Source organism: Parafrankia sp. BMG5.11 (genome assembly GCF_004337455.1).
The window spans coordinates 31776-58735 of sequence record NZ_SJXI01000078.1; the positions used below are offsets into that span (position 1 = coordinate 31776).

General features: G+C 74.0%; 17 protein-coding genes. 11 read left to right on the forward strand and 6 right to left on the reverse strand.

Annotation, left to right across the window (positions count from 1 at the left end; all coding sequences use genetic code 11):
• The first annotated feature begins 550 nt into the window (after nucleotides 1-550).
• The 3 genes from E0504_RS39450 to E0504_RS39460 all read left to right on the forward strand — a co-directional run bounded on the left by E0504_RS39450 (nucleotide 551) and on the right by E0504_RS39460 (nucleotide 5776).
• Entirely contained in the window at nucleotides 551-1555 is a 1005-nt protein-coding gene (locus E0504_RS39450) for a PD-(D/E)XK nuclease family protein (RefSeq protein ID WP_112106576.1), read from the forward strand.
• 336 nt (nucleotides 1556-1891) lie between these two features.
• Entirely contained in the window at nucleotides 1892-3244 is a 1353-nt protein-coding gene (locus tag E0504_RS39455) for an ABC transporter ATP-binding protein (RefSeq protein ID WP_131626903.1), read from the forward strand.
• Nucleotides 3245-3247: 3 nt separating this feature from the next.
• On the forward strand, nucleotides 3248-5776 hold the full coding sequence (locus E0504_RS39460) for an ABC transporter permease (RefSeq protein WP_112106574.1): 2529 nt from the start codon (nucleotides 3248-3250) through the stop codon (nucleotides 5774-5776).
• Nucleotides 5777-5830: 54 nt separating this feature from the next.
• Here E0504_RS39460 and E0504_RS39465 read toward each other — a convergent pair whose 3' ends face one another.
• Nucleotides 5831-6532 carry an HAD family phosphatase gene (locus E0504_RS39465; RefSeq protein WP_112106573.1) on the reverse strand — a complete coding sequence of 234 codons (702 nt, stop codon included), beginning with the start codon at nucleotides 6530-6532 and terminating at the stop codon, nucleotides 5831-5833.
• A 502-nt stretch (nucleotides 6533-7034) separates the two neighbouring features.
• On the opposite strand from E0504_RS39465, the gene E0504_RS39470 reads away from it, so the two are divergent.
• Entirely contained in the window at nucleotides 7035-7877 is an 843-nt protein-coding gene (locus E0504_RS39470; protein WP_020462373.1) for a PAC2 family protein, read from the forward strand.
• A 19-nt stretch (nucleotides 7878-7896) separates the two neighbouring features.
• Here the strand turns inward: E0504_RS39470 and E0504_RS53720 are convergent, their stop codons facing one another.
• The 4 genes from E0504_RS53720 to E0504_RS39490 form a co-directional block, all read right to left on the reverse strand.
• Nucleotides 7897-9384 carry a DivIVA domain-containing protein gene (locus E0504_RS53720; protein ID WP_131626904.1) on the reverse strand — a complete coding sequence of 496 codons (1488 nt, stop codon included), beginning with the start codon at nucleotides 9382-9384 and terminating at the stop codon, nucleotides 7897-7899.
• 3 nt (nucleotides 9385-9387) lie between these two features.
• Nucleotides 9388-10656: a cysteine--1-D-myo-inosityl 2-amino-2-deoxy-alpha-D-glucopyranoside ligase gene (gene mshC, locus E0504_RS39480; RefSeq protein ID WP_165938755.1), complete on the reverse strand. Its 1269-nt coding sequence runs from the start codon at nucleotides 10654-10656 to the stop codon at nucleotides 9388-9390.
• Nucleotides 10657-10780: 124 nt separating this feature from the next.
• On the reverse strand, nucleotides 10781-11560 hold the full coding sequence (locus E0504_RS39485) for an SCO1664 family protein (RefSeq protein ID WP_131626906.1): 780 nt from the start codon (nucleotides 11558-11560) through the stop codon (nucleotides 10781-10783).
• Entirely contained in the window at nucleotides 11557-12381 is an 825-nt protein-coding gene (locus E0504_RS39490) for a histidine phosphatase family protein (protein WP_131626907.1), read from the reverse strand. Before E0504_RS39490 ends, E0504_RS39485 begins: the two co-directional genes overlap by 4 nt.
• A gap of 271 nt (nucleotides 12382-12652) precedes the next feature.
• Between E0504_RS39490 and E0504_RS39495 the strand changes: the two genes are divergently transcribed.
• Together E0504_RS39495 and E0504_RS39500 are read left to right on the forward strand one after the other, a co-directional pair.
• Entirely contained in the window at nucleotides 12653-14974 is a 2322-nt protein-coding gene (locus E0504_RS39495) for an AAA family ATPase (protein WP_112106568.1), read from the forward strand.
• A gap of 81 nt (nucleotides 14975-15055) precedes the next feature.
• Complete coding sequence (locus E0504_RS39500) at nucleotides 15056-16972, forward strand: glycosyltransferase family 39 protein (protein ID WP_112106583.1); 1917 nt, start codon at nucleotides 15056-15058, stop codon at nucleotides 16970-16972.
• Here E0504_RS39500 and E0504_RS39505 read toward each other — a convergent pair.
• The gene (locus E0504_RS39505; protein ID WP_243657833.1) at nucleotides 16930-18609 is read right to left on the reverse strand and encodes a glycosyltransferase; all 1680 of its coding nucleotides are present in this window, start codon (nucleotides 18607-18609) and stop codon (nucleotides 16930-16932) included. The genes E0504_RS39500 and E0504_RS39505 overlap by 43 nt on opposite strands.
• Nucleotides 18610-18909: 300 nt before the next feature.
• Between E0504_RS39505 and E0504_RS39510 the strand changes: the two genes are divergently transcribed.
• From E0504_RS39510 to E0504_RS39530, 5 genes are all read left to right on the forward strand, one after another.
• Nucleotides 18910-20394: an NAD(P)/FAD-dependent oxidoreductase gene (locus tag E0504_RS39510; protein ID WP_112106567.1), complete on the forward strand. Its 1485-nt coding sequence runs from the start codon at nucleotides 18910-18912 to the stop codon at nucleotides 20392-20394.
• 414 nt (nucleotides 20395-20808) lie between these two features.
• Nucleotides 20809-22569 (forward strand): glycosyltransferase family 39 protein, encoded by a 1761-nt coding sequence (locus tag E0504_RS39515; protein WP_131626908.1) that lies wholly within the window; start codon nucleotides 20809-20811, stop codon nucleotides 22567-22569.
• Nucleotides 22566-24695, forward strand: a complete 2130-nt coding sequence (locus E0504_RS52705) for a mannosyltransferase family protein (protein ID WP_243657834.1) — start codon at nucleotides 22566-22568, stop codon at nucleotides 24693-24695. Before E0504_RS39515 ends, E0504_RS52705 begins: the two co-directional genes overlap by 4 nt.
• A 275-nt stretch (nucleotides 24696-24970) precedes the next feature.
• A complete protein-coding gene (locus E0504_RS39525; RefSeq protein WP_018499906.1) occupies nucleotides 24971-25174 on the forward strand; it encodes a DUF5703 family protein in 204 nt (67 codons plus the stop codon).
• Nucleotides 25175-25401: 227 nt separating this feature from the next.
• On the forward strand, nucleotides 25402-26916 hold the full coding sequence (locus E0504_RS39530) for an NAD(P)/FAD-dependent oxidoreductase (protein ID WP_020462384.1): 1515 nt from the start codon (nucleotides 25402-25404) through the stop codon (nucleotides 26914-26916).
• Nucleotides 26917-26960: the final 44 nt, after the last annotated feature.

A 26960-nucleotide genomic window follows, 5' to 3' on the forward strand; every position in this document is an offset into this window, starting at 1 on the left:
AGGTGTAGATGCTACGGACCATCCTCCGTGGTGTCCGCCGCGGATAGCGCTCCCGCTACGGATTGCGCTGTCATCTGGCCGGCAGCGGGCTTGTTCGGGGGCCACGGAGGCCCGGCCACGGCCCCAGGACGCGGCCAGGGCCCACGGCCCGAGGAGGCGGCCAGGGCGCCCGCGGCTCGAGGCCCGTCACGCCGCCACGGTTGCGCTGGGGGTCACCGGCTGGGATCAGGCTTGTAGGACTCCACCTCAGGAACGGGCCCCGCCCCCCGGGCCTCAGGGGCCCGATTCCAGAGGTCGAACCCCCGAAAACCCGGATCCGGAAACCAGGCCAGCCTCCGCCAGGCCGGCCGAGACGATGTGTGGCGACTGAGCGCGTCTATGAGATCACTCAGCCGCCATGATTGTTCTCGGAGCCGACGGCCGGGGTCAGGTCTGCGGAAATCCGCCCGGGGCGGAGCCCGGACCCTCGGCGGGGGAGGCACATCGGGACACCGTGGGTGCCCCGAGGCGGGCGCCGATCGTGTCGGTGGCGGGTTCTAGGGTCGACGCCATGACCACAACGCCTGCCCAGGCCCCGGGCTCGGCCGCCGAAGGTTGCCCGACCGGGCCGGTCCAGGTCGGGCCCGGCTGGCATGAGGGCCGCGACCCCGCGGCGGCCCCGGCCTCGCCGCCGACGCCACAGGCCGCGGCGCCACAGGCGCCGCCGATAACGGCGTCGTTATCCCCCTCCCGGGCCGCCGACTTCGTCAACTGCCCGCTGCGCTACCGCTTCCGCGTGGTCGACCGGCTGCCGGAAGCGCCGAGCGAGGCGGCGACGCGGGGCACGGTGGTGCACGGCGTGCTCGAGCGGCTGTTCGACCTGCCCGCCCCGGGCCGGACCCAGCCGGCCGCGACCGAGCTCGTCGAGCCGGTCTGGGCCGACCTGCTCGCCCGCGACCCGGCGCTCGGTGGCCTGTTCGACGACGACGGCGCCCTGCGCTCCTGGCTGGACAGCGCGCGTGACCTTCTCGCCGGCTACTTCACCCTCGAGGACCCGACCAGGCTGGCCCCGGCCGCCCGGGAGCTCTACGTCGAGCACGTCCTGGCCTCCGGGCTGCGGCTGCGCGGCTACGTGGACCGCCTCGACTCGGCCGAGACCCCCCAGGGCACCGCGCTGCGCGTCATCGACTACAAGACGGGCCGCTCCCCCGGCCCGGCGTTCGAGGGCGCGGCCATGTTCCAGATGCGGTTCTACGCGCTCGTGCTGTGGCGTTCGCGTGGCGTCATCCCGCGCGAGCTCCGGCTGTATTACCTGAGTGACCGAACCTGGCTGCGTGCCACGCCGGAGGAGTCGGAGCTGCGCGCCACCGAGCGCCGGATCGAGGCGCTGTGGGCGGCCATCGCCCGGGCGCACCGGACGGGCGACTGGCGGGCCACGCCGGGCCGGCTGTGTGACTGGTGCGATCACAAGTCGAGGTGCCCGGCATTCGGCGGCACCCCTCCCCCGCTGCCGGAGAACCGCGCGGAGCTGCCCGTCGACGACGCCGCCCCCACCGTCTGCGAGGCGGACGGCTGAGCCGCCCGACCGTCCATCGAATCGCGGCGCATGGGTCCCGACCTGGCCACCGGCAACGTGGCGCACCAGACGTGGGGGTACCCGTTCGGGTACCCGAGGGCACCTTCGGACGGCGGCCCCGCGGGCGGGCCCGGCATCGGCGTGCCCGGGCGGTCACCGGTGGGGAAGATCCGGCGTCCCGGGTGGTGTCGGGGGCGGTTACCGTCGGCGGCGGACGTGGGCGGCGGGAGGATGCGGATCACCTCTCCGGCGTTGTCCCTTCGGGGCCTGGATCCCGGCGCTCCGCGGGAGCCGGCCGCCGATCGGTGAGGTAGTTCGCGACAGTTGGAGGAACGCATGGCCCGACGCACCGCATCGGACCGCGACGGTGCCCGCGGCGGTCCACGGCGCGGCCGGGGGTCCGCCGCGCGGGCCTCCAGACTCACCAAGGTCTACGGCTCGGGTGACACCGCCGTCACCGCGCTGCGGGGCATCGACCTGACCTTCCCCTACGGCCGGTTCACCGCGATCATGGGCCCCTCCGGCTCAGGCAAGTCGACCCTGATGCACTGCCTCGCCGGGCTGGACCCCGCGACCACGGGGCGGGTCTTCATCGGCGACGTCGACCTGTCCCGGCTCAACGACCGGCAGCTCACCCAGCTCCGCCGGGACCGGATCGGCTTCATCTTCCAGCAGTTCAACCTGCTGCCGACGCTCACCGCGGCCGAGAACATCACGCTGCCGCTGGACATCGCCGGCCGCAAGCCCGACCAGAAGTGGATGCGGATGGTCGTCGACGCCGTGGGCCTCGCGCCCCGGCTGAACCACCGCCCGCCCGAGTTGTCCGGCGGCCAGCAGCAGCGGGTCGCCTGTGCCCGGGCCCTGGTCACCCGCCCGGAGATCGTCTTCGCCGACGAGCCGACCGGGAACCTCGACTCGCGGTCGGGCGCGGAGGTGCTGTCGTTCCTGCGCGACTCGGTCCGCGAGCTGGGCCAGACCATCGTGATGGTCACCCACGATCCGACGGCCGCCTCGTACTCCGACGAGGTGATCTTCCTCACCGACGGCCGGCTGGTCGACGCGATGGCCGAGCCCACACCGGACGCCGTCCTGGACCGGATGAAGAACCTGGACGCGCTCGTGCGCGGCGAGGCCGTACCGGAGCCCGAAGCGGACTACGACGACCTGCCGCCGGAGCCGCCCGAGCCGCGCGGCCCCGAGTACGACGACCGCGGCTACGCCACCGGCGGCTACCCGGCCGACCACTACCCACCGGCCGGATACCACAACGAGGACTACTCCGGGCCGGCGGACGAGCGCCAGTCCACGGGCTACGGCGCGGGGGGCTACCCGGGCGGCGGGCCGCACACCGGGGAGTACCCGAGCCCCGGGCCGCACCGGGGCGACCCCCGCACCGGCGGCTACGCCAGTCACTTCGAGTCCAGCCAGTCCGATACCGGCCGGTTTGACGCCAGCCAGATCGACGCCCGCGGCCGGTACACGGATCCGGCGGACACCGGCCCGTTCGGCCATGACCGGTACGGCTCCGCCGGGCGGCACACGGGCACTCCCGGCCACGGAGGCGGGTACCGGGCTCCGGACGACCACGACCGCTCGCCCTACGACGCGTCCGGGCACGGTGGCACCCGGGGCTACGAGCGGGGCACCGGCCGGGGCGCGGGCCGGGCGAATCCGACCGGGTGGGCCTGACGGATGCTGCGCGCCACACTGCGGAGCCTGCTGGCCCGCAAGGTACGGCTTGTCCTGTCCGCGCTCGCGGTCGTCGTGGGTGTCAGCTTCGTCACCGGCACCCTGGTCCTCACCGACACGCTGAACCGGACGTTCGACACCCTGTTCACCGACATCAACAAGAACGTCAGCGTCTCCGTGCGGGCCGTCAACGCGGTCGGCACGGGTGACCAGGCCGACCGGCTGCCGGTGCCCGCCGCCCTGGTCCCCACCGTCGCCAAGGTGGACGGAGTCACCGCGGCGACCGGGATGGTCCGGGGCCAGGCGGTCCTGATCGACCCCGCGTCGGGCGACCCGCTCAACAGCGGCGGCGCACCGGGCATCGGAACGAACTGGACCGGTGGCACCGCGACGGGGTCGGAGGAGATCGCCGACGGTCGGCCACCGAACGGCCAGGAGATCGCGGTCGACAAGTCGACCGCGGACAAACACCACCTCACGCTCGGCCAGCGGATCTCGGTGCAGACCCGCCTCCAGCCCGAGGAGTTCACCCTCGTCGGCACCTTCCGCATCGGCGGGCAGGACAGCCTCGGCGGCGCCGCCGTCACCACGTTCGACACGGCGACGGCGCAGCGGCTGCTGCTCGCGCCCGACCAGTTCACCTCGATCAGCCTCGCCGCCGCCAACGGCGTCTCGCAGGAGCAGCTGCGGGACAGGGTCGCCGCGGTGCTCCCCACCAGGGTCGAGGCGATCACCGGCACCCAGCTCGCAGAGGAGAGCGCGAGCGCGATCCAGGACGCCGTCAGCGGGTTCTCGACCTTCCTGCTGGTCTTCGCCGGCATCGCGGTGTTCGTCGGCGCTTTCATCATCTTCAACACGTTCACGATGCTGGTCGCGCAACGCGTCCGTGAGCTGGCGCTGCTGCGCGCGATCGGCGCGAGCCGGGCCCAGGTGCAGCTCTCGGTCCAGATCGAGGCCCTGATCGTCGGCTTCATCGGCGCCACGGTCGGTCTCGCTCTGGGCGCCCTGCTGGCGATGGGGCTGCGGGCGGCCGTCGGCGCGTTCGGGATCTCGCTGCCGTCCGGCCCGCTGGTCTTCCAGCCTCGGACCTTCCTGCTCGCCTACGGCGTCGGCCTGGTCATCACCGGTCTCGCGGCGTTCGTGCCGGCCCGCAAGGCGGCGTCGGTGCCGCCGGTGGCGGCGATGCGCGAGACGTACGTGCTGCCCACCAGGTCGCTGCGCACCCGGGCGCTCGGCGGCGGCGCGCTGACCGTGCTGGGAGTGATCTGCCTGGTGGCGGGCCTGGCCCGCGGGGAGAATCCGAACACGAGCATGGTCGGCGCCGGCGCGGCGTTCGTCTTCCTCGGCATCGCCACCCTCTCGCCGCTGCTGGCCCCGCCGATCACCCAGGTCGTGGGGATTCCGCTGCGCGCGATGTTCGGGACGACCGGCCGGCTCGGCCAGGAGAACGCCATCCGCAACCCGCGGCGCACCGCCTCCACCGCGTCGGCGCTGATGATCGGCCTGGCCCTGGTGAGCGCGTTCGCCGTGCTCGGCCAGTCCATCAAGGAGTCGGTACGCGAGACGGTGTCGGAGAGCCTGGGTGCCGACTTCTACATCGCCACATCCAACTTGGCCCCCTTCAGCCCACAGGTGGCCGCGGGGCTCCAGGGCAAGCCAGGCGTGGCGGTCGCCACCGGCATCCGGGGCGGGGTGGTCAAGATCGGCGACACGAACTCGTCGGTCCTCGCGGGCGATCCGGTTGGCCTGCTGCAGGTCCTCTCCATCAAGCAGGTGGACGGCGACGTCAACGCGCTCGGCGCGGGTTCCCTCCTGGTCGACGAGGTGACGGCGGCCGAGCGGGGGCTGCGGGTCGGCGCGCCCGTCCCGGTCACGTTCGCGGACGGCCCGACCGAGCTGACCCTGGTGGGCACCTACGAGAAGAGCGCGATCGCCGGTCCCGCGATGATCGCGACCAGCGAGTTCGAGAAGCACTCGAACAACAACCTCGACCTGTTCGTGATGCTCAAGCTGGCCGACGGCGCCGACCCGGCCGCGGTCCGGGCCGAGATCGACAAGGTGATCAAGCCGTTCGGCAGCGTCGAGGTCCGCGACCAGTCGGAGTTCGTGGCCCAGCAGGAGGAACAGGTCGACCAGCTGCTCGGGTTCGTGTACGTCCTGCTGGCCCTGGCGGTGGTGATCGCCCTGTTCGGCATCGTGAACACCCTCGCACTCTCGGTGATCGAACGCACCCGGGAGATCGGGATGCTCCGGGCTATCGGCATGACCCGGCAACAGATGCGGATGATGGTCATCGTCGAGTCGATGATCATCTCGGTCTTCGGTGCGGTGCTCGGTGTGCTGGTCGGCAGCTTCTTCGGCTGGGCGCTGACCGGGGCACTGAAGAGCCAGGGGGTGACGACCTTCGCCTATCCCGTCGGAACGATCATCGCCGTGATGATCGCCGGCGCCATCATGGGCGTGCTCGCCGCGGTCTTCCCGGCGCGTCGAGCCGCCAGGATGGACATCCTGCGGGCGATCGCCACGACCTGACCCGCGAGCCCGCCGCCGGACGCGGGCCGGACCTCAGCCGGGGTCGGCCCGGTCTCAGCCGGAGTCGGCGCGGGCCGGGTCCGGACGGTGGGCGAGCCCGGCGAGCGTGGCCAGGTCGACCGCGTGCAGGCTGTCGACCCGAGCCGCGACCTGGCCGGGCAAATCGGCCGCCGCGATCGGCATCGACGGGACGAGGACCGTCGCACAGCCGGCCGCGATGCCCGCCGCGGCCCCGGTGAGGCTGTCCTCCAGGACCACGCAGGCGGCGGGATCGGCGCCGAGCAGGCGGATCGCGGCGAGGTAGGGATCCGGGAACGGCTTGCGCCGGGCGACCTCGTCGCCGGCCACCGTCACGGTGAAGTGGTGCGCGCCCAGCACGGCGACCACCGCGTCGACCAGCGCACGGTAGGACGAGGAGACCAGGGCGGTCGACACCCCGGCCGCCGTGACGGCGCCCAACAGCTCCAGCGCCCCGGGCTGCGCGACGACCGCACCCGGTTCCCGGAACAGTTCCGCGGAGCGGCGCAGCAGGAACTCGGTGGTCGCGGGCTCGTCCGAGACGGGGCGCCCCAGCATCGAAACCATGATCGGGACGGCGGTGTCGATACCGTGGCCGATCATGGCAAGCTTCATCTCGGGCGTGAACCGCCCGCCCAGGCGCGCCGCGGCCTCGTTCTCCGCGATCGTCCACAGCGGTTCGGTGTCGACGAGCAGCCCGTCCATGTCGAACAGGACCGCCGCCGGCAGGTCGCTCACAGTGTGTCGTCCTCCGGGGAACCAATCGGGGAGCGGCCCGCGGACGGCCACACCGCGCCCACGGCGCCAACGGCCGCGGGGGCCCGCTCGGCCGGGGCAGGGAGCAGCTGGGGACGCACCCTGAAAGGGTACCGGGGTGGGACGGAAGGCCCTCCGCGGGCGCCGGGGCGGGCCGGCGGCCGGGGTCCGGGCCGGACGCGGCGACCTCCGGCGGTGGTGGTCGCAACGGGCGCGGGCACCCCGGTTCCGCCGTCGGTGGAACGCGGCACATACCCGATATCGACCTGACAGGTCCCGCCCGACATAACCTCTGCGACGGGATGGACACGATGGATCGATCCCCGCCCGCCTACCGGTCACGGACGGGGGGCGTCGATGCCCTTGAGGCGGAGGTTGCGATCACGCGGCAGACTGGACAGCGGGCGTTCTCCCGGATCGGGAGGACGTACGGTTGCACTGTCACGGGGGCAGGGGGCCGCCGCGGGGCGGCAGGAGGTGGTAGGTGATCGAGTTCTCCGGCGTCGGCCAGCTGCGGTCGCCGGTGGTCGTGGCCGCCTTCGAGGGGTGGAACGACGCCGCCGACGCGTCGTCGGCGGCCGTCGAACACCTGGAGAACGTCTTCGGTGCTCGCGTCATCGGCGCGATCGACCCGGACGACTACTACGACTTCCAGGTCAACCGGCCGACGGTCAGCGGTGCGGACGGCGCGTCACGCAAGATCGCCTGGCCGACCACGCGGCTCTCGGTGGCGCGGCCGGCGAAGTCCGAATCCGACCTGGTGCTCGTACGGGGCCTGGAACCGAACATGCGCTGGCGGGGATTCACCGACGAGCTCATCGAGGCCGTCCACGCACTCGGTAGCGACATGGTCATCACGCTCGGGGCGCTGCTGGCGGATTCGCCGCACACCCGCCCCGTCCCGATCAGCGGTACCGCCGGGGATCCGGCCACCGCCGCGCGGCTGGGCCTCGAGGCCTCCCGCTACGAGGGGCCGACGGGCATCGTGGGCGTGTTCGCGGACGCCTGCTCGCGGGCGGAGCTGGCCTCGGTGTCGTTCTGGGCCGCCGTGCCGCACTACGTCGCCAACCCGCCGTGCCCGAAGGCCACCCTCGCGCTGCTCCGCCGGGTCGAGGATCTTCTCGACATGGAGATCCCGCTCGGCGAGCTGCCGGACAAGGCCAAGGCGTGGGAGCGGCAGGTCGACGAGCTCGCCGCCGGGGACACCGAGGTCGCCGAGTACGTCCGCTCGCTGGAGTCGCGCGAACCGGAGACGGCGCTGCCCGAGGCCAGCGGCGACGCCATCGCCCGGGAGTTCGAGCGCTACCTGCGCCGCCGGGGGGAGTGACCGCGCCCGCGCGCGAGGTCTACTCCTCGACGATCTCCGCGTCGAGGATGTCCTCCTCGGCGGCGGGGCGGTAGCCCGCGGCGGGCATGCGTACCGGGCCGGTTCCGGCTCCCCCGGCGGCCGGCCCGCCGGGGACGAAGCCGCCGGCCAGGTCGGTCGGGTAGGGCTCGGCTTCGGGGACGTCCCGCTGCTGCTGGCGATGGCGCCCCGGGCCGCGCCGCGCACCCACGGTCGCGGAGCCCACGGTTGCGGCGGCCGAGGGCGCCGCCGGGCCCGTCTCGGCGGTAAGCCGGGACGAGGCGGCCCATGTTCCACCGGTGCTCCCCCCGGAGCTCGTCGCCCCGGCGCGGCTCGCTCCCACATGCCCGGCCCCCACGTGCCCGGCGCCCACGGACCCGGCGCCCACGGACCCGGCGCCGAGGTGGCTCGTGCCCGTGTGTCCGGTACCGGCGTGCCCAGCGCTGGTGTGACCAGTGCCGAGGTGACCGGTGCCGGCGGGGCTCGCCGCGGCGTGCCCCGCCGCGTACCCGGCCGCGGCGTAGGCGCTGCCGCCCGGCCCCACGCCACCGGCCTGACCGGTGCCGGCGTGGCCCGTGCCGCCCGGACCACGCAAGGGGTCACCCGTGCTGTCGACGCCCCCGGTGTGACCGGCGTGGTCTGAAGCCGGGAAGTGCAGGCTCGACGCCGCCCCGCCCGGCTGCGGCTGCGAGCCGGGCTGCCCTGGTGGACCCGGCTGTTCCGGCGCGGCCGGGTGGCCCGGACCCGCCGCCGGCCGGCCCGGCGTGAACGGGGCCGCCGACGAATCCACCGACGGCGCTCCGGCCAGGTTCGGGCCCGCCGGAGCACCGGCGTCGGCCCGGCCGCCGCGCCGGCCGTCCAGGCCGCTGTCGGCGGCGACGCCATCGGGTGACACGCCCGCGCGGGCGAGGTCGGTCACCGCCCGGTCGATCTCGTCCCCGCCGAGCAGCCGGCGCAACCGCAGAACGGCGCCGATGATCTCGCCCTGCTGGCGCCGCAGTGCCTCGAGCGAGTGCGTCCCGCGCACGATCTCGGCCTCGAGGTCCTCGTGCCGGGTCAGCGCGAGCCGCCGGCTCTCCTCAACCGCGTCGAGGATCAGCTTCTCGGCCTGTTCCCGGGCCTCCCGGACGATCGGATGGTTCGCCCCCGCCTGCGCGACCGCCTCCTCCAGCGCCGACTCGGCGAGGTGGCGGGCGCCCGCGATGATGTCCTCGGCCTCGCGCTGCGCGATCTCGAGCATCAGCCCGATGCGCCCACCGGCCTGGGCGGGCAGGCCCTCGGCGAGGCGGGCCTCGGCCTCCCGACGGTCGCGCTCGTGGCGCAGCGCCGCCTCGGCCGCGGCCGCCCGGGAGGTCACCTCGCTCGCGTACCGCCACAGGACCCCGAGGTACTCGTCGACCTGCCGGGGGTCGTATCCCTGCGGTGCCTCATCAAAGGTCGGCCGGTCCATGGCGGCGCCGGGGGACTCCCGGCGGTGGTGCGCCCCCATCGGCTAGGTTCCTCTCGGTAGGACAGGCCCAAGGTCGACACCGAGCAGTGCGTCGACGGTGTCGCGGACGGTGGCCGGCGCCTGATCGTCCGCCTCGCCGCTGCCGCTGCCGCTGCCAGCGGCCAGTGCGGCCGCCGCCCACGCGTCGACCGCGGCGAGCGCTCCAGGCGCGTCGAGGTCGTCGGCGAGCCGGTCCCGGACCTCGGCCAGCACCGGCCGGAAGTCGGGGCCGGACGGCAGCACGACGGCGGCGCGCCACCGGTCGAGCCGCTCGACTGCCGCCGGCATGGCGGCCGCGGTCCACTCCCACTCCACGGTGTGATGATGCTGCAACAGGGCAAGCCTGATCGCGGCCGGGTCCGCTCCGCGCGCGAGCAGCCTCGAGACGAACTCGAGGTTCCCCCGCGACTTCGACATCTTGTGGCCGTCCAGGCTGACCAGCGCGGTGTGGACGTAGGCGCGGGCGAACGGCCGGGCGCCGTTCGCGACCTCGGCGTGCGCGGCGCTGCACTCGTGGTGCGGGAAGGCGAGATCGCTCCCGCCGCCCTGGATGTCGATCGTGGCGCCGAGATAGTGCCGGGCGATCGCGGAGCACTCCACGTGCCAGCCCGGCCGCCCCGGGCCGAACGGCGACGGCCAGGACGGCTCCCCCGGCCGCTCCGCGCGCCACAGCAGCGGGTCGAGCGGGTCCTTCTTGCCCGGCCGGCCGGGATCACCGCCGTGCTCGGCGCAGGACACCAGCATCTGCGCGGGGTCGAGGTGGGCCACCTGGCCGAAGTCCGGCGCCGCGGCGACGGAGAAGTAGAGATCGCCGTCGACGGAGTACGCGGCGCCGCGCTCGACGAGCTGGGAGACCATGTCGACGATGAGCCCGACGGCCTCGACGACGCCGACGTAGTGGTCGGGAGGCAGGATGCGCAGCGCCGTCATGTCGGCCCGAAACAGGTCGATCTCGCGGCGGGCGAGGTCGCGCCAGTCGATGCCGTCACGGGTGGCCCGCTCGAGCAGCGGATCGTCGACGTCGGTGACGTTCTGCACGTACCGCACCTCGTGGCCGGCGTCCCGCAGCACGCGCTGGACGAGGTCGTAGGTGAGGTACGTGAAGGCGTGCCCGAGGTGGGTGGCGTCGTACGGGGTGATCCCGCAGGCGTAGAGCCGGACCGTCGGCCCGAGGTCCAGAGTCCGCACTCCGCCGTGCGCCGTGTCGAGAACGCGGAGGTTGCGACCCTGTCCGGGAAGCTTGGGGAGCTGAGGAAAGGGCCACGCCTGCATGCGTGTCAGGGTAACCGGGGCCGGGCCGGCCGCGGGACAAGCCGGGCAGGCCGGCGACGAGCAGGGCACAACCCCCGCCCGGGCGTGTCGCGGCCGGCGGCCCCGTCGGGCCGCGTCCGCCGGCTCAGAACGGCGGCCAGGGAATGGCCGGCCAGTCCCCGGAGGGCAACGGGAAACGGCCCTCGGCCAGGAGCCGGTCGACCCGGGCTCCCAGTGCCCGTAGCTCGGTCGTGGTGAGCAGCGGCTCGAGCCGCTCCCCCAGATCCGCGCCCAGCGCGTCGCGCACGCCCTGCAGGAGCATGGTCTCCGCCGCGTCCAGCCGCTGGCCCCGCCAGGTCCACAGCAGCGTGCGCAGCTTGTCGTCCGTGTGGAACGTCACGCCGTGGTCAATGCCGTGCACCCGCCCGGACGGCGCCGGGAGCAGGTGGCCACCCTTCCGGTCGGCGTTGTTGATGACGGCGTCGAACAGCGCGATACGCCGCAGCTGCGGGTCGTCCGACCGGGTCAGCGCGACGAGGTCGACGGTCGTGTCGACGTCGATCCAGAGCTGGACCATCCCCGCGCCGAACGGGCCGTCCCGCATGACGGTCGGTGGGACGATGCCCGGGTCCATCGCCTCGGCGACCTCGTAGGCGGCCAGCTCACGGGCCGCCAGCGTCCCGTCCGGGAAGTCCCACAGGGCGTGTTCGCCGCGCACCGGCTTGTACACGCACCGCCCACAGAGCTCGTCGGCCCGGATCTCGCACAGCAGCGTGGCGTTGCTGGCGTCGACCAGCCGCCCGGTGATCTCCAGCTCGCCGGTGCGCAGGAGCGCCAACGCCTCGCTCACGCCCAGCCCGCCGCTGTCGAGCGGGTCCAGCGGCGCACGCCGCCCAGGGTCGGCACCGGCCGCGGAGAGGCTCACGGTTCCAGTTTGGACGTCGGCGGCGCGACCGGGGAGGTGGCCCCGCCCGATCCGGGCACGGCCGCCTCGGAGACCGTGCCCGGCCGGGCACCGTCCACGGGCGGCTCGGCGCCGGCGCCACCTCCCACGACCTCGTCCTCGCGGGGACGCTTCCCGTCGCCCGCCGGCGACGGCGGTACGGGCAGCAGGTCGGCGACGGCTCCGCCGACATCGTTGACGCGGCGCACGAACGGCCGGTGGTCGCCGTAGCGGACGACCGTGAGCGAGCACGGGTCGACGGTGATCCGGTGGTACATGTCCAGGTGCATGCCGAGGGCGTCGGCGAGGACGGTCCGGATCACGTCGCCGTGCGAGCACAGCAGCCAGGTCGCGTCCGGGCCGAGGCGCTCGTTCCACTCGCGCACCGCCGTGACGCCGCGGGACTGGGTGTCACGCAGCGCCTCCCCGCCGGGGAACGTCACCGCGCTCGGCTGGGCCTGCACCACCTTCCACAGCGGTTCCTTCGCCAGGGTCGCGAGTTCCTGCCCCGTCCAGTCGCCGTAGTGGCACTCCCCTATCCGCTCGTCGGTGTCGATCTTCTGCACCCCGGCGGGCGCGGACGGGCCCTCCGGGCGGCGCCGGGCGATCTCCGCGGCCGTCTGCTGGCAGCGGTCGAGCGGGCTGGACACGATCGCGGCGAGCGGGATGCCGGCGAGCCGCCCGGCCAGCGCCTCGGCCTGCAGGCGGCCCCGCTCGTCGAGCCCGACGCCCGGGGTCCAGCCGAGCAGGATCTTGCCGGTGACCGCGGTGAGGCCGTGCCGGACCAGCAGGACGGTGGTCAACTTCGGACCTTCCCTTCGTGGTGTGGCGGCAGGCCGGCCTGCGGGTGCGTACCACCAGGCGACACCAGCCAGCCCGCAAGTGGGGTGCCGGGGCGCGCGCGGCCCGGTCGACCCGGCCGGGCCAGGCCCGCTGACCTGGCCGAACGCCTGGATTCGATCGTTCGGCGGCTGGCACCGAAATGCGCGATCGGACTACCCACGGACCACCCGCCCCACCACGCTACCGAGCGGGCGGGCTAGGGGCGGCGGCCGGCGTCGTTACGCTTCCGCCATGCCCGAAGACGCCGCCGACTCCCCGTTTCGGACCGCCGCCGCGGTCGAGGACCGCGCCGCCGGCCCGCCGTCGTCCGGCCTGGGACCAACCCCGGACGACGCCGTAGTCTTCAAGGCCTTCTGCGGCGCCGGCCTGTGGCCGGGCCTGGGCCGGACGACGGCGGGCCGGCTGGAGGAGGCCGGCATCGAACACCGCGAACACGTCGACCTGCACCGCCTTTCCTCGGTGCCGGGTGTCTCCGGGCCGCGGGCTCGCCGCCTGCTCGACACGTTCCGCGCGGCGGAACCCACCTACGCCGCGGTGGAGATGCTGGTCGCGGCGCGCCTGCCGGCGCGGCTTGCCCGCGGCCTGGCCGACGCACTCGGCCCCACGGTGGCCAAGGCGCTGCGCGCGGACCCCTGGTCGCTGCTCGAGGGAGGCGAGGCCGAACTCGGCGACGCCGATCGCTTCGCCCGCCACCTCGGGCTGGACAGGGCGGACCCCCGCCGCGGGCCGGCGGTCCTCATCCACCTGCTCGGTCGCGCGGCGAGCCGCGCCGGCGACACCGCCGCCCCGGTCGCCGAGGTGACCCGGGCCGCGGTCCGCGAGGGGGTCACCGAACCCCTCGACGCGCTGTCCGCCGCGCTCGACTCCGGCCGGGTGATCCAGGTCGACGACCGTCTCGCCCTCGAGCGGTACGCGATGGCCGAGCAGGCGATCTCGGACGGGGTGGAGCGCCTGCTCGCGACCGCCGAACCGTTCCGGCCCGAGGCCGGTGGGCGGCGGGCCCGGCGGCGCGCCGGCAGCGGACTGGGCGAGGAGCGGCCGGCAGTCGCCACGCCACCCGAACCGCCGGCGCCGACGTCGATGTTCGACGACGACGTACCGGACGACCACGCACCGGACGACGAGCCGCCCGGCAACGACGCGGCCGGCTCCGCCTACGACGCGGCTGGGTCCGATGCGGCTGGCGGCGGCGCGGGCACGGTCCCCGGCGGCGCCGAACCGGGCGCGGCGGCCGACCGCGCCGTGGCCGGGCTGGACGAGGTCCAGCTCCAAGCCGCCCGCACCGCGCTCGAGGTCGGCGTGAGCGTGCTGACGGGTGGTCCCGGCACGGGCAAGAGCCGCACCGTCGCCGCGGTCGTCCGGCTCGCCGAGGCCGCCGGCGTCGAGGTGGCGCTCGCCGCGCCGACCGGCCGGGCGGCGAAACGGCTCGAGGAGCTGTGTGGCGCGCCGGCCAGCACCCTGCACCGGCTGCTCGGCGCGCAGGGCCGCGGCGGCGGGTTCGCCCGCGACGAGCACAACCCCATCGAGGCCGACCTGGTCGTCGTCGACGAGACGTCCATGCTGGACGCCGAACTCGCCGCCGCCCTGCTGGACGCCTGCGCCGACGGCACCCACCTGCTCCTCGTCGGCGACCCTGCGCAGCTCCCCAGCATCGGACCGGGTCAGGTCCTGGCCGACCTGCTGGAGGCGGAGGTCGCGCCGGTCACCGAGCTGACCCGGCTCTACCGGCAGGCCGACGGCGGCGCGATCGCCACGATGGCCGCGGCGGTCCGCCGCGGTGAGCTGCCGCCACCCGGTTCGGGCCGTGAGGTCGTCGTCGTGGCGGCGCGCTCCTCCGGCGAGGCCGCGCACCGCGTCGTCCAGCTCGTCACCGACTCGATTCCGCGGGCCCTGGGCATACCCACCGAGGACGTGCAGGTGGTGACGCCCGTGCACGGCGGGCCGGCCGGCACCGGCGCGCTCAACGCGGCGTTGAAGAACGCGCTCAACCCGGGCCGCGGCGAGGTCTCCGGCTTCGACGTCGGCGACCGGGTGGTGGCCACCGCGAACCACCTTGACCTGGGGTTCGCCAACGGTGAGATCGGCGTGGTCGTCGCGCTCGGCGAACGGGGCGGCCTGCGGGTCGCCTTCCCCGGCGGCGAGCTCGACGTCCCCTCGCACGGCGTCGTGGACCTGCGCCACGGGTGGGCCGTCACGGTGCACCGCGCCCAGGGCAGCGAGTGGGCCGCCGTGGTCGGCGTCTTCCCACCGGAGGCCGGCCGGATGCTTACCCGGCCGCTGATCTACACGGCGATGACGCGGGCACGCAGCCACCTGTCGGTCGTGTCGGTGAACGGCCCGGCGCTGCGGGCCGCGGTCCGCGACGCGGGTGGCCGGCGGCGGGCGACCCTCCTCCCGGCGCTGCTGGCCGGCGAGTCCGCGGAGCCATTCGGGCCGATGGACGACACCGACGACCAACCCGGCGAGGCCGGCTTCGGCGCCGGCCTCGCTGACGGTGCCACCGCCGGGGCGGCCGTTCTCGCGCCGGCCACGAAGGAACCGGTCAGACCATGACCCCCTTGACAACCCGCACACGACACCACGGCAAGATCGTGCGTCGTGCGGATGGGTAGCGTGCGGATGGGTAGCGTGCGGATGGTGAGCGCAGACGACCTGCCGACCGGCCAGGTCACGGGCACTACCGCGGAGCCGGCAGCCTCGGGGCCGGGAGCCGCGGCTGTGGCGCCTCGGCCGCGGTCGGCGCAGGACCCACCGAACGACCATGCGGTGCTGACCGGCCGGCTCCCGCGCACCGGGCTGCCCGCGGAGACCCAGCCGGACGCGCAGACCCAGCCGGACGCGCAGACCATGACCGCTGCGGAGACCGAGCCGAGCGCGGAGGCGCCGCCCGCCGCGGAGGCGGAGCCGGGTGAGCAGACCGTGCCCGCCCAGCGGACCGATTACCCATCGCGGGCCGAGCCGGCGCGGCTGATCGCCCGGTTCCGCCGGGCCCGGGACTGGACCGTCGCGGCCTCGTACCAGTTCTTCCTGGCCGGGACACTCCTGGCCGTCGCCGCCGGTGCCGTGCTGCGGTTCGCCACCCCGAGCCACCTGTGGCTCGACGAGTCGCTCACCGTCGGCATCGCGTCCCGGCCGGTGCCGGACCTGCTGCAGGCGCTGCGGCACGACGGGTCACCCCCGCTGTACTACCTGCTCCTGCACGTCTGGATCAGCGTGTTCGGTGACGGGGACATCGCCGTCCGGGCGCTGTCGGGCGTGCTCTCCCTCGCCACACTCCCGCTGGCCTGGCTCGCCGGGCGGTACGTGGGCCGGGCGGCGACCGCCCTCGGCAACGGCGGGCCGTCGGCCGAGCAGCGGGTCGGGCTCGCCGCGCTCCTGCTGTTCGCCTGCTCGCCGTACGCGATCCGCTACGGCAGCGAGACGCGGATGTACTCGCTGGTCGTCCTGCTCGTGCTGGTGTTCGGCTTCGCCGCCGTCCGGGCGCTGAACCGGCCGGACCTGCCACGGCTCGCCGCGCTGACGCTGGCGACGGCCGCCCTGGTCTACACGCACTACTGGACGTTCCTGGTGGTGTTCACCGTGGCGGCGTTCCTGCTCCTGCAGGCGCGGCGGCGGGAGCACTACCGCCGCCCGGCGCTGCGGGCGTTCGTCGCGATGGCCGCCTCGGCGGTGCTGTTCGCGCCCTGGATGCCGGTGTTCCTCTTCCAGATGCTGCACACGGGGACACCCTGGGCACCCCGGGTGCAGGCCCAGGTGCTGCTCGACACGGTCTTCGACTGGGCCGGCCCGCAGTCGACCGGCGCGCTGCTGGGCATCATCCTGCTCGGCGGGGCGCTGATCGGGCTGACGGCCCGTCCGCTCGGCGGGGAGCTGCACGTCAAGATCTCCGGGCGGGCGCCGGGCAGGTACCTCGCCGCGATCTGGCTCGCGCCGCTGGTGCTGGCGTACTTCGTCAACATGTTCGGCGGCAGCGCCTACGCGGAGCGCTACACCGGGATCGCGCTGCCCGCCTGCCTGCTGCTCGCGGCGCTCGGGATAGCGCAGCTGCCGGTGCACCGGGCGTTCGTGGCGGTGGTCGTGGTCGCCTCGATCAGCGGCCTGCTCGGTGGGTACCAGCTCGCCCGGACGGAGCGGACCCAGGCGGGCGAGATCGCCAACCGGATCGCCGACCTCGCCCGGCCGGGGGACGTCGTCGCCTACTGCCCGGACCAGCTCGGCCCGGCCGTGCACCGGGCGATCCAGCGCCGGGGCGACATCGACATCCGGGAGATCGTCTACGCCGACGAGGCCGGGCCGGCGCTGGTCGACTGGGTCGACTACGCCGACCGGATGAAGCGCGCGAACGGGGCGGCCTTCGCGGCCGAGGTCAACGACCTGGCCGGGCCCGATCACGCCGTCCTGCTCGTCCGGGCGGACGGGTACCGCTTTCTGGAGGGCGCGTGCGCGGTGCTCTCCGACCAGCTGGCGTCCCTGCGGGACCGGGCGTTGCAGGTCGAGAAGCGCGATCTTTACGAGGGTGCCTCCCTCGAGCGGTTCTCCACCCTGCGCTGAGGCGGGGCCGCCGCGCCCGCGGCCACCGCCAGCACGAGCAGCCCCATCGGCAGCGTGTAGTGGTTGAAGAAGGTCTGCTTGTTCATGACGTCGAGAGCGAGGAGGACCAGCGCAGACCCCGCGCAGAACCCGGCCGCCCCGCCGCGGGCTCGCCAGGCCAGCAGGTAGGCCGCGCCCAGCACGACGGCGGTCGCGCCGAAGCCGAGGGTGATCCCGAAATGGTGCGCCCAGCCGGGTATGGACAGCGAGTGGTTCAGCACCTCGTAGCCGAGGTTGGTGCGCACGGCGTCGTCGACGAAGTCGCCCGGAGCCGCGATGACCCAGGGCGCGACGACGGCCACCCCCAGACCGGCGGCAGCCAGGGTGCGGCGCGGGCCGAACGCCGGCCAGCAGGCCGCGAGCGGGACCAGCAACGCCACGTGCTGCTTGCTCGCGAGGGCCAGCGCGAACGCGACGACAGCCGGCGCCGTCCGGCCCGCGGCGACCGCCCAGACCATCACCGCGAGCAGCGCGACCAGCAGCGGCTCGGTCCAGGACTGCTGCAGCGCGTACATGGACTCCGGTAACACGACGACGAGCAGTGGGAGCAGACCGGCGGCGACCGCCGCCCCGCCATGCCCCCCGACACCGAAGCCGGGATCGCCGACGCGGAGATCCGGGTCGGTGTCGGGTTCGACGCACCTGTCGGGTTCGACGCCGGAGCCGTGGCCGGCCACCGCGTCGACCCTGGCGACGTCCCGCCGCCGCACGAGCGCGCGGCCGGCCACCGCCGCCAGGGCGAGCGCGGCCAGCAGCCCGTAGCGGACGTCCCCCAGCACCCACCGGAACGGCGCGAGCAGCAGGGACGTCCCCGGCAGGTACGGGTAGACGTCGAACAGCCCGCCGGCGGTGTAGCCGGCCCGATCCGGCGCCCACTGCTGGCGGTACATGTTCGTGCCCCGGGCCAGCCCGGAGGTGGAGACCTGGAGGAGATGGAACACGTCGATCCGCGGCTGCGGGGCGGCCGCGACAGTCGCGACACCCGCCGCGAGCGCGAGGCCGAGCACGGCCCAGAACACCCGGCCGCCCGCCGCCCGCCCGTGTGCGGGCCCGTACGCCCACCGTCCGCCGGGTGGCACGGCGCAGCGCAGGAGCGTCAGGCCGGCGAGCAGACCGGCGGCGGCGGCCAGCGCGTCCGCGGCGGTCGCGGCCGGGCCGTGGGCGTAGTAGCGCGGGTGCCGCAGGATCGGCCCGGCGGCGACCACGATCCCGCACGACGCGCAGGCCAGCCGAACGCCCGCGGTCCGCAGCGGAAGGCCCCGCGGGCGGCCGCGGCCGGCCCGGGCCCGCGGGCCGCCCCGGCCACCCCGGCCACCCCAGCCGCTCGGCACGGCGACGGCGACGGCGACGGCCACCGCGAGACACCCCAGGAGCACCATGACCAGGGCGAGCGGGCTGTACCGGCCGTCGGAGAGGCTGATCCCCACGGCGACCCCACACCAGCCCAGCAGGAGCGCCACCGTGCCGGGCGAGGCCCCCGCCACGCCCCCGGCGCCTGATGCACGGGCCGGCGCGGCGGTCCCCCCGGGAGGGTGGTCGCGCGACCGGCCCGGCTCGGCCGACTTCGACTCCGGGGAGTCGGGTAGGGCGCAGGACATGCCCGCACGATGCCAGAGCGGCCGTCACGCCGGCCCGCGCGCACCCCGCCGGCGGCCAGGTCGGCGCCAACGGGCCACATGCGGTCACGGTGACGGGACGCCATACGCCGAACCCGGCGCGGCGTCCGCGCCGGGGGGTCCGGTGAAGCGACGGTAACTGTCATGCGAGACTGCCCCCCGAGGCCGGATGCGAAGGTTCCGGCACCGGGAGGGGTCCTGCCAGTCGCGGGCGCGAAATCTCGCCGCGCGCACACCCCCCTACAGACCACGGACGTTGTCGTTGAGGAGAGGTCCGGCACAGTGACCGAAAAGCCAGAGGTAGTCGTCATCGGAGCCGGGCCGGCCGGTCTCTCCGCCGGCTGGGAGCTGATGAAGCGGGAGATCCCCGTGACGATTATCGAGGGTGACTCGGTGGTCGGCGGAATCAGCCGTACGGCCCAGCGGGACGGATGGCGTTTCGACATCGGGGGCCACCGTTTCTTCACCAAGGTCCCCGAGGTCGAGAAGCTGTGGCACGAGATCCTGCCGGACGAGGACTTCCTGCTCCGGCCGCGGTCGAGCCGCATCTACTACAACGGCAAGTTCTTCGACTACCCGCTGAAGGCCGGTAACGCCCTCGGCGGGCTCGGGGTCGCCGAGGCGGCACGCTGCATCGGCTCGTACGCGCTGGCGAAGCTGCGCCCGCCGAAGGACCAGTCGAACTACGAGAACTGGCTGGTCGCCCGGTTCGGCTGGCGGCTCTACCGCACCTTCTTCAAGACCTACACCGAGAAGCTCTGGGGTGTGAAGGTCAGCGATATGCCGTCCGACTGGGCGGCCCAGCGGATCAAGAGCCTCTCGCTGATGAACGCCATCACCAACGCGGTGCTGCCCAAGCGGAACCAGAAGGACATCACCTCTCTCATCGAGGAGTTCCAGTACCCGAAGTTCGGGCCGGGAATGATGTGGGAGACGGCCGCGGACAAGATCGTCAAGCAGGGCGGCCGGATCGTCTTCGAGGAGAAGGTCCGCAAGATCCATCACGAGAACGGCCGCGCGACCGGTGTCACGACAGTGGTCACCGGCGGCTACGGGCCGGGCGCCGGCGCGCCGGAGTCGTCCCGGGACGACCTCGGCACCGAGTACCAGTACACCGGCGACCACTTCATCTCCTCGATGTCGTTCTCGTCGCTGGTGCGCGTGATGGACCCGCCGGTCCCGGCGCGCGTCCTGGCCGCCGCGAACGCCCTGAAGTACCGCGACTTCCTCACCGTCGCGCTGGTCGTTCCCAAATCGGCCGGATTCCCGGACAACTGGATCTACATCCACGCGCCGGACGTCAAGGTCGGCCGCATCCAGAACTTCGCGTCCTGGTCGCCGTTCCTGGTGAAGGACGGCCGGACCTGTCTCGGCCTGGAGTACTTCGTCTTCGAGGGCGACGAGATGTGGAACTCCTCGGACGAGGAGCTGATCGCGCTCGGCACCAAGGAGCTCGCCAAGCTGGGCCTCGTCCAGGCGGACCAGGTCGAGCGCGGCTATGTCGTGCGGATGCCCAAGGCGTACCCGTACTACGACATGGACTACAAGAAGAACGTCGACATCATCCGCGGCTGGCTCGAGGACTACGCTCCCAACGTCCACCCCGTCGGCCGTAACGGAATGCACCGCTACAACAACCAGGACCACTCGATGCTCACCGCGATGCTCACCGTCGAGAACATCATCGACGGGAAGAGCCACGACGTGTGGGAGGTCAACGTCGAGGAGGACTACCACGAGGAGGTCTCCTCCCCGGGCCGGTCGTAGCGGGGCCGGCCTCCCGGCCCTGACACCCGCCGTCCACCGCCCTCTCCCGCTCCGCGTCACGACCCTCCGCCCCGTCCGCCCCGTCCGCCCCGTCCCACGCCCACCCGGCGCGGGACGGGCGGGCGGCGGGGGCAGTGGCCGCGCGGTCCCCGACTCCACGGATCCGGAGCGGGTCGTCCCAGACAGTGCACTGTTCCAGGAACATGCCGTCCCGACAGCGCTCCGTCCCCCGAGCGTCCTGGAGCGCGTGGTCCCGGCCCGGCCGGCGCGGCCGCCGCGGGACCGGTCAAGACCAGGCTTCACCCGTGGACGTGTCCGCGTTCACCTGCAGCAACGGGCGCGAACACGCGCCGGGCGTCCGCACCCGCGGACCTCGCCGTCGCAGTCGTGCCCCCGGTACCGAAGGGACTGACCGTGACCGACGTCGCGGTGCGGCCGGCGGAACACACCCCCGAGCCGGTCGACAGGGTCGGAGCTCGACCCGACCGCGAGCACCGGATCTTCCGGGGCGCGCTGGTGCTGATCATCGCCGCGGCGGTGGTGGTGCGTTTCATCGCACGCCAGCCGCTGTGGCTCGACGAGGCACAGAGCGTGGCGATCGCCCGCCTGCCGCTGTCCGGTGCGGCGCCCACCATGTGGGACGGGCTCCTCCAGGACGGCTCGCCGCCCCTTTACTACATCCTGCTGCACCTGTGGATCAGCGTCTTCGGCGAGGGCACCGCGTCGGTGCGCGGGATGTCCGCCGTCATCAACCTGGGCTCCGCGGTGCCGGTGTTCTATCTCGGACGCCGGCTCGTCGGTGACCGCGGCGCGAAGGTCGCGGTGGTGCTGTACCTCACCTCGCCGTTCGCACTGTACTTCGGCACCGAGACCCGGATGTACAGCCTGATCGTGCTGCTCACGGCGCTCGGCGGGCTGGCCCTGGAGCGGGTGCTGCGGGTGCCGTCGGTGAAGAACATGGTGCTGCTGGCCGTGGCGTCGGGATGCCTGGCCCTGACCCACTACTGGTGTCTCTACCTGCTGGTGACCGTGGGTGCGTGGCTGGTCGGGCTCGTCGTCGTCCGGCCCCGGGTGGCGGCGGCGCGGACCGCCCGGCGCGGCCGCGCCGGGCGGTCCGGGGCACACTCGCGTGGCGGGCGCCGTCCGGCCGCGCCGGCGCCGGCGGACGCGTCCGAGCAGCCCACGGCCGCGCCCGAGCTGCTCGCCGACGCCGCCGGCGGCGCGCGGCGGGCCGTGCCCACCTGGCACCCCCGCGGCCCGCTCGCCGGAATGATCGGGATCATCGCCGGCGGCCTGGTGTTCGCTCCGTGGCTGCCGAACTTCCGCTCCCAGCTCGCCCACACCGGGACGCCCTGGGGCGAGCCGGCGAGCTTCGCCGCCGTCAGCCACGCGTACGGGCAGTGGGCCGGTGGGCCGACCACCCTCGGCCGGCTGTTGCTGTTCCTGATCACCGGCCTGGTCGCCGCCGGGATCGCCGGCCGTCCGCTGGGCGGGCGGTTCGTCCTGCTCGACCTGAAGGGCCTCGAGCCGGGCCGCACGCTGTTCCTCCTGGCCACCGGGACGCTGATCGTCGCCGTGGCGGCCGGCAAGCTGGTGGGCAACGCGTGGGCCGACCGGTACACCGCGACGGCGTTCGTCCCGTTCCTGCTCGTGGTGGGACTGGGCGCGACGATGCTGGCCGACCGCCGGGTGTTCCACGGCGTGGTCGCGGTCGCTGCGCTCGTCGGTGTCATCGCCGGGACGAGCGACGTCCGGCGGGAACGGTCCCAGGCCGGCGAGGCCGCGGACGTCCTCACCCGGCTGTCCAGGCCGGGCGACATCCTGCTGGTGTGCCCGGACCAGCTGGGGCCGGGCCTCGCGCGCACCGTGCCGTCCTGGCTCAAGGTGTACGTGGTGCCGACCTACGCCGCCCCGGACCGGGTCGACTGGGTCGACTACGAGGAGCGCAACGAGTCCGCCAACGGCGTGGCGATCGCCCAGCGGGCGATCGCGGAGGCCGGGACGAACACCGTGTTCATGGCCGGCTCCGGCGCCTACCGGACCTACGAGGAGCTGTGCACCCAGGTCCGGGCGACACTGCAGACGCAGCGGCCGGTGGCCGACGAGGTGATGGAGCAGGGTCTGCCGGCACAGGTCTACGAGAACTACGCCCTGCTGCGGTTCCGGGCGTCGTGACCACCCCGCGCGGCTGGCACCCGGGCGGACGTCGACCGGATCCGGGCCGGCGCGAGCCCGCTCCGGGCGAGGCGGACGCCGCTGGCCCGCCGCACCCGGAGGGGGGCCCGGCGGCGTTGCCCGCCGTGCTCCCGCCAGGGCCGGCGGTGCCCCCACCGGGGCCGGCCGGGGGCGCCGGGAGCGGTGACGGCCCCCGCATCGGCCCGGTCTACCTCGCCGGGCCGGCGTACGAGGCCTCGTCCGGCGCGGCGGAACCCACACGGCCCGCCGAGCCCACCGCGCCACCCACGCACCCCGCACCGCCCGCGTACTCCGTCCCGCCGGCGGCGCACCGGGCGGACGCGCCGACCTCCGGGAGCTCCTGGTTCGAGCCGGGACGTCCCAGCTACCCGGCGCTGCACCTGCCCACCCCGTCGACGCCGACCCCCGCCTCGCCGGAGCCGGGCCAGTCGCCGGAGCCGGCGTCCGCGGGACCGCCAATCGCGGACGAGCCAGCGGCGAGTCCGTGGACAGCGAGTCCGTGGGCGGCAGCTCCGCCGGCACCACACCCGCAGGCACTGGACCCGCTGGGACCGGGCCCACAGGCGACGGCATGGGTACCGGACTCATGGGCCCCTGACCGGTGGACGTCTGACCGGTGGTCCCCGCGGCCGTCGGAGCCGTCCGAGCCGTCGGCTCCGATACCACCGACACCGGCACCGGCACCGGCACCGGCCACAGCAGCCCCGGAACCGCTCGAGACTGCTACGGGGCCGGCCCTCGATCCGGTCGGGCGGACCGGCCCGCTCCAGGAACGCCTCTACGCCCGCGGCAGCCGGCGCAGGTCCGCGCGCGGCCCGGACGGCGCCACCGACGGCCGGCCGGCGACATCCGCGGGCACGCCGACCCGAGCCCAGGCGGCCATGGCCTGGGCGCAGCGCTGGTACCTGCGGGACGTGCTCATCGCCTGGATCGCGGCGCGGGCCGTGGTGGGCGCGGCGCTGGCGCTGACCAGGTTCGTCGCGGACACCGTCGCCGGTGACAACGGGGCCACGCTGGACACCACCGACCTGCTCGGCTGGGACGCCGGCTGGTACCTCAACATCGCCGACAACGGCTACGACGCGGCCGGCGCCGAGAGCCGCCGCTTCTTCCCGCTGCTCCCCCTGCTGGTCCGGCTCTTCACCGCCCTGCCCGGCCTGGGCGGCCACGGCGGCCAGGTGCTGCTCGTCCTGGTGAACCTGATCGCTGTCGTGTTCGCCCTCGCTCTGGTCGGCATCGCGCGGGTCGAGGGGTTCGACGACGACACGGTGCGACGGGTGATCTGGATCTCCGCGCTGGCCCCCCCGGCGTTCGTCCTGGTGATGGGCTACGCGGAGGCCCTGGCGGGGCTGCTGGCCGTCACGGCGTTCCTGGGCGCGCGGACGCGGCGCTGGGAGCTGGCGGTGGTCGCCGGCCTGCTCGGCGGCCTGTGCCGGCCGCTGGGCCTGCTTCTCGCCGTCCCCGTCGCGATCGAGGCCGCGCGGGGGCTGCCGCTACCCCTGGCCCGGCGTCTCGGCGCCCCACCACCGAACCGCCTCGGTGCCCCGCAGCCGGACCGCCTCGGTCCGGCTGAGCCGGAAGACCTCGGTGCCCCGTCGGCACCGCGCGCCGCCGCACGGGAGGCGCTCGCGCGGCTGTGCGCGGTCGCCGCGCCCGTGGCCGGGGCGGGGATCTACCTGCTGTGGTCGGCGGCCATCCACGGCGACGGCCTCGCTCCGTTGACCATGCAGCGGGACGCGGCCCGCCACGGCAGCACGGCCAATCCGCTGCTGACCGTCATCGACGCGGCGAAGGGCGCCCTGCACGGCGAGCTCGGCACCGCGCTGCACGTTCCCTGGCTGCTGCTGGCGCTCGTCGCGCTGGTCGTCATGGCCCGTGCCCTGCCGGTGTCCTACTCCGTGTGGTCGGCCCTGGTGCTCGCCGCGGTGCTGACGGGCAGCAACCTCGACTCGTCGGAGCGATACCTGTACGGGGCTTTCCCGTTCCTGCTCGTCGCCGCGCTGGTGACGGCACGGCGCGAGGTGTGGATGCTGGTGATCACCGTCTCGACCGCGGCGATGACCGTGTACGCGACACTGGCGTTCACGCTGTCCTATGTTCCCTGACCGTTCCCGCGTTCGCTGACCGTTCCCGCGTTCGCTGACCGGTTCCGCCTCGTCCAAGCCGGGCCCGCGGCTGATGATGGCTTGTGCTCGATGAGCCGTTACGCCAAGGTTTTCCCACGGGACACCCGTCGTTCGTCAAGGTGGGCGCGGGTTCGCGGAACAGGTCCGCGCCCGCGCGAGCCGGCTGGCGACCGGATGACGGCCGCCGGACGAAGCCGCGCGGGGGCGGCAGGGCGGCCGGCACACCGGGCCGGCGACCAGGAGGTGCATGTGCCTTGGCCGACAGGGAGCTCGAGTACCAGCGGCTGACGATGCCGCCGGGCACCGACCGCCGGACCGCGGTCGCGATCCTCACCCTGCACGCCGAGTTCGGGGACTGGGAGCTCGAACGCTCCCGCATCTACCCCGATGGGACCCGCCGAGTGGTGCTACGCCGGCGGCGCCGTCCGGGCGGTCTGCCGGGATATCTCCCGACCTGATGCTCGCCGTTGGCTGTCCGGAAAGGCCTGCCTGACGCCGTCGGCCACCAGCCCGGCCCGGATAGACACAACACTTCAGGACGAGTGTGCCGCCGGCCGTCCGGAAGGCCGCGCGTCGTGACGTGAGTATCAACACGATCTCCCCCCGGCTTCACGGCGGAAGATGGAGAGGCGGACGGACCGTGCACCACTTCCGTCAGACACCCATCGGCACGTGGGGAGCGATTGTGACCGCTACGAGCGACGAACACCAAAAGCACCGGGTCGTGATCATCGGCTCGGGTTTCGGCGGGTTGTTCGCCGCGCAGGCCCTGCGGCGCGAGCCCGTCGAGGTGACTGTCGTCGCGAAGACCACACATCACCTGTTCCAACCGCTGCTGTACCAGGTCGCGACGGGCATCCTGTCCGAGGGGGAGATCGCCCCGACCACGCGTGAGGTACTGCGCCGCCAGGAGAACGTGAAGGTGGAACTCGGCGAGGTCGTGTCCATTGACCTCGCGACGAAGTCCGTGACGTCCAACCTGCTCGGGCGCACGGACGTACAGCACTATGACAGTCTCATCGTCGCGGCCGGCGCCGGTCAGTCCTATTTCGGCAACGACCACTTCGCCGAGCACGCACCCGGTATGAAGAGCATCGATGACGCGCTGGAGCTGCGCGGGCGCATCTTCGGCGCGTTCGAGGTGGCCGAGACGACACCCGATCCGGCCGACGCCGCGCGTTACATGACGTTCGTGGTCGTCGGCGCCGGGCCGACCGGTGTGGAGATGGCCGGGCAGATCGCCGAGTTGTCGCACCGCACGCTTCGGCAGGATTTCCGGCGCATCGACACGACGAAGGCGCGGATCATCCTCCTCGACGCCGCCCCGTCGGTGCTCGGCACGTTCGGCGAGAAGCTGGCCGCCAAGGCCACTTCCAAGCTGGAGAAGCTCGGCGTCGAGATCCAGCTCGGGGCCAGGGTCGTCAACGTCGACTCCCGCGGCATCGACGTAGAGGACTCCGACGGCACGCGCCGCCGGATCGAGTCGGTCTGCAAGATCTGGGCCGCCGGGGTCGCGGCCAGCCCGCTCGGCAAGCAGCTCGCCGAGCAGTCCGGCGCGGTCCTCGACCGGGCGGGCCGCATCCAGGTGCAGCCCGACCTGACGCTGCCCGGGCACCCCGAGGTGTTCGTCGTCGGTGACATGGCCACCCTCGACCGGCTGCCCGGTGTGGCCCAGGTCGCGATCCAGGGCGGCAAGTACGCCGCGAAGACGATCAGCACCCGGCTGCGCGGTGGCCCGCCGATGCGGAACTTCGAGTACAAGGACAAGGGCAGCATGGCCACGATCTCGCGCTTCAGCGCCGTGGCCAGCATCAAGGGCGTCCAGCTCAGCGGGTTCGTCGCCTGGCTGATGTGGCTCGCCGTGCACCTCGTCTACATCATCGGGTTCAAGCACCGGGTGACGACCCTGCTGCACTGGACGGTCAGTTTCATCGGCCGGGGCCGCTCCGAGCGGACGGTGACCACGCAGCAGATCTTCGCCCGGTCAGCACTGCAACGGCTGGGCGAGGGCTTCATGCCGACGCTGCCCGACGACTGGGCCTCCCGAGGCCCCTCGGCGGCGACCCGGCCGGCGGGGCAGCCTGGCGCCGTTCCGAAGGCCCGCAAGGCGCCGGCCGGCAACCCGGCGCCGGGCGCCGAGTCGGCCCATCTCGGTCCGGACGGCGCCGCGTCGGGCAGCGCCTCCACCGGCACCGCCTGATCCCGGGGTCCACCCCGACCGCACGGCCCGTCCGCATCCCCCGT

What these genes read in the sequence shown, in the direction of transcription:
- E0504_RS53720 (WP_131626904.1), bottom strand. Translation starts at nt 9,384, where the DNA reads ATGGGGGCGCACCACCGCCGGGAGTCCCCCGGCGCCGCCATGGACCGG.
- E0504_RS39505 (WP_243657833.1), bottom strand. Translation starts at nt 18,609, where the DNA reads ATGTCCTGCGCCCTACCCGACTCCCCGGAGTCGAAGTCGGCCGAGCCG.
- E0504_RS39460 (WP_112106574.1), top strand. Translation starts at nt 3,248, where the DNA reads ATGCTGCGCGCCACACTGCGGAGCCTGCTGGCCCGCAAGGTACGGCTT.
- E0504_RS39455 (WP_131626903.1), top strand. Translation starts at nt 1,892, where the DNA reads ATGGCCCGACGCACCGCATCGGACCGCGACGGTGCCCGCGGCGGTCCA.
- E0504_RS39450 (WP_112106576.1), top strand. Translation starts at nt 551, where the DNA reads ATGACCACAACGCCTGCCCAGGCCCCGGGCTCGGCCGCCGAAGGTTGC.
- E0504_RS39500 (WP_112106583.1), top strand. Translation starts at nt 15,056, where the DNA reads ATGGTGAGCGCAGACGACCTGCCGACCGGCCAGGTCACGGGCACTACC.
- E0504_RS39495 (WP_112106568.1), top strand. Translation starts at nt 12,653, where the DNA reads ATGCCCGAAGACGCCGCCGACTCCCCGTTTCGGACCGCCGCCGCGGTC.
- mshC (WP_165938755.1), bottom strand. Translation starts at nt 10,656, where the DNA reads ATGCAGGCGTGGCCCTTTCCTCAGCTCCCCAAGCTTCCCGGACAGGGT.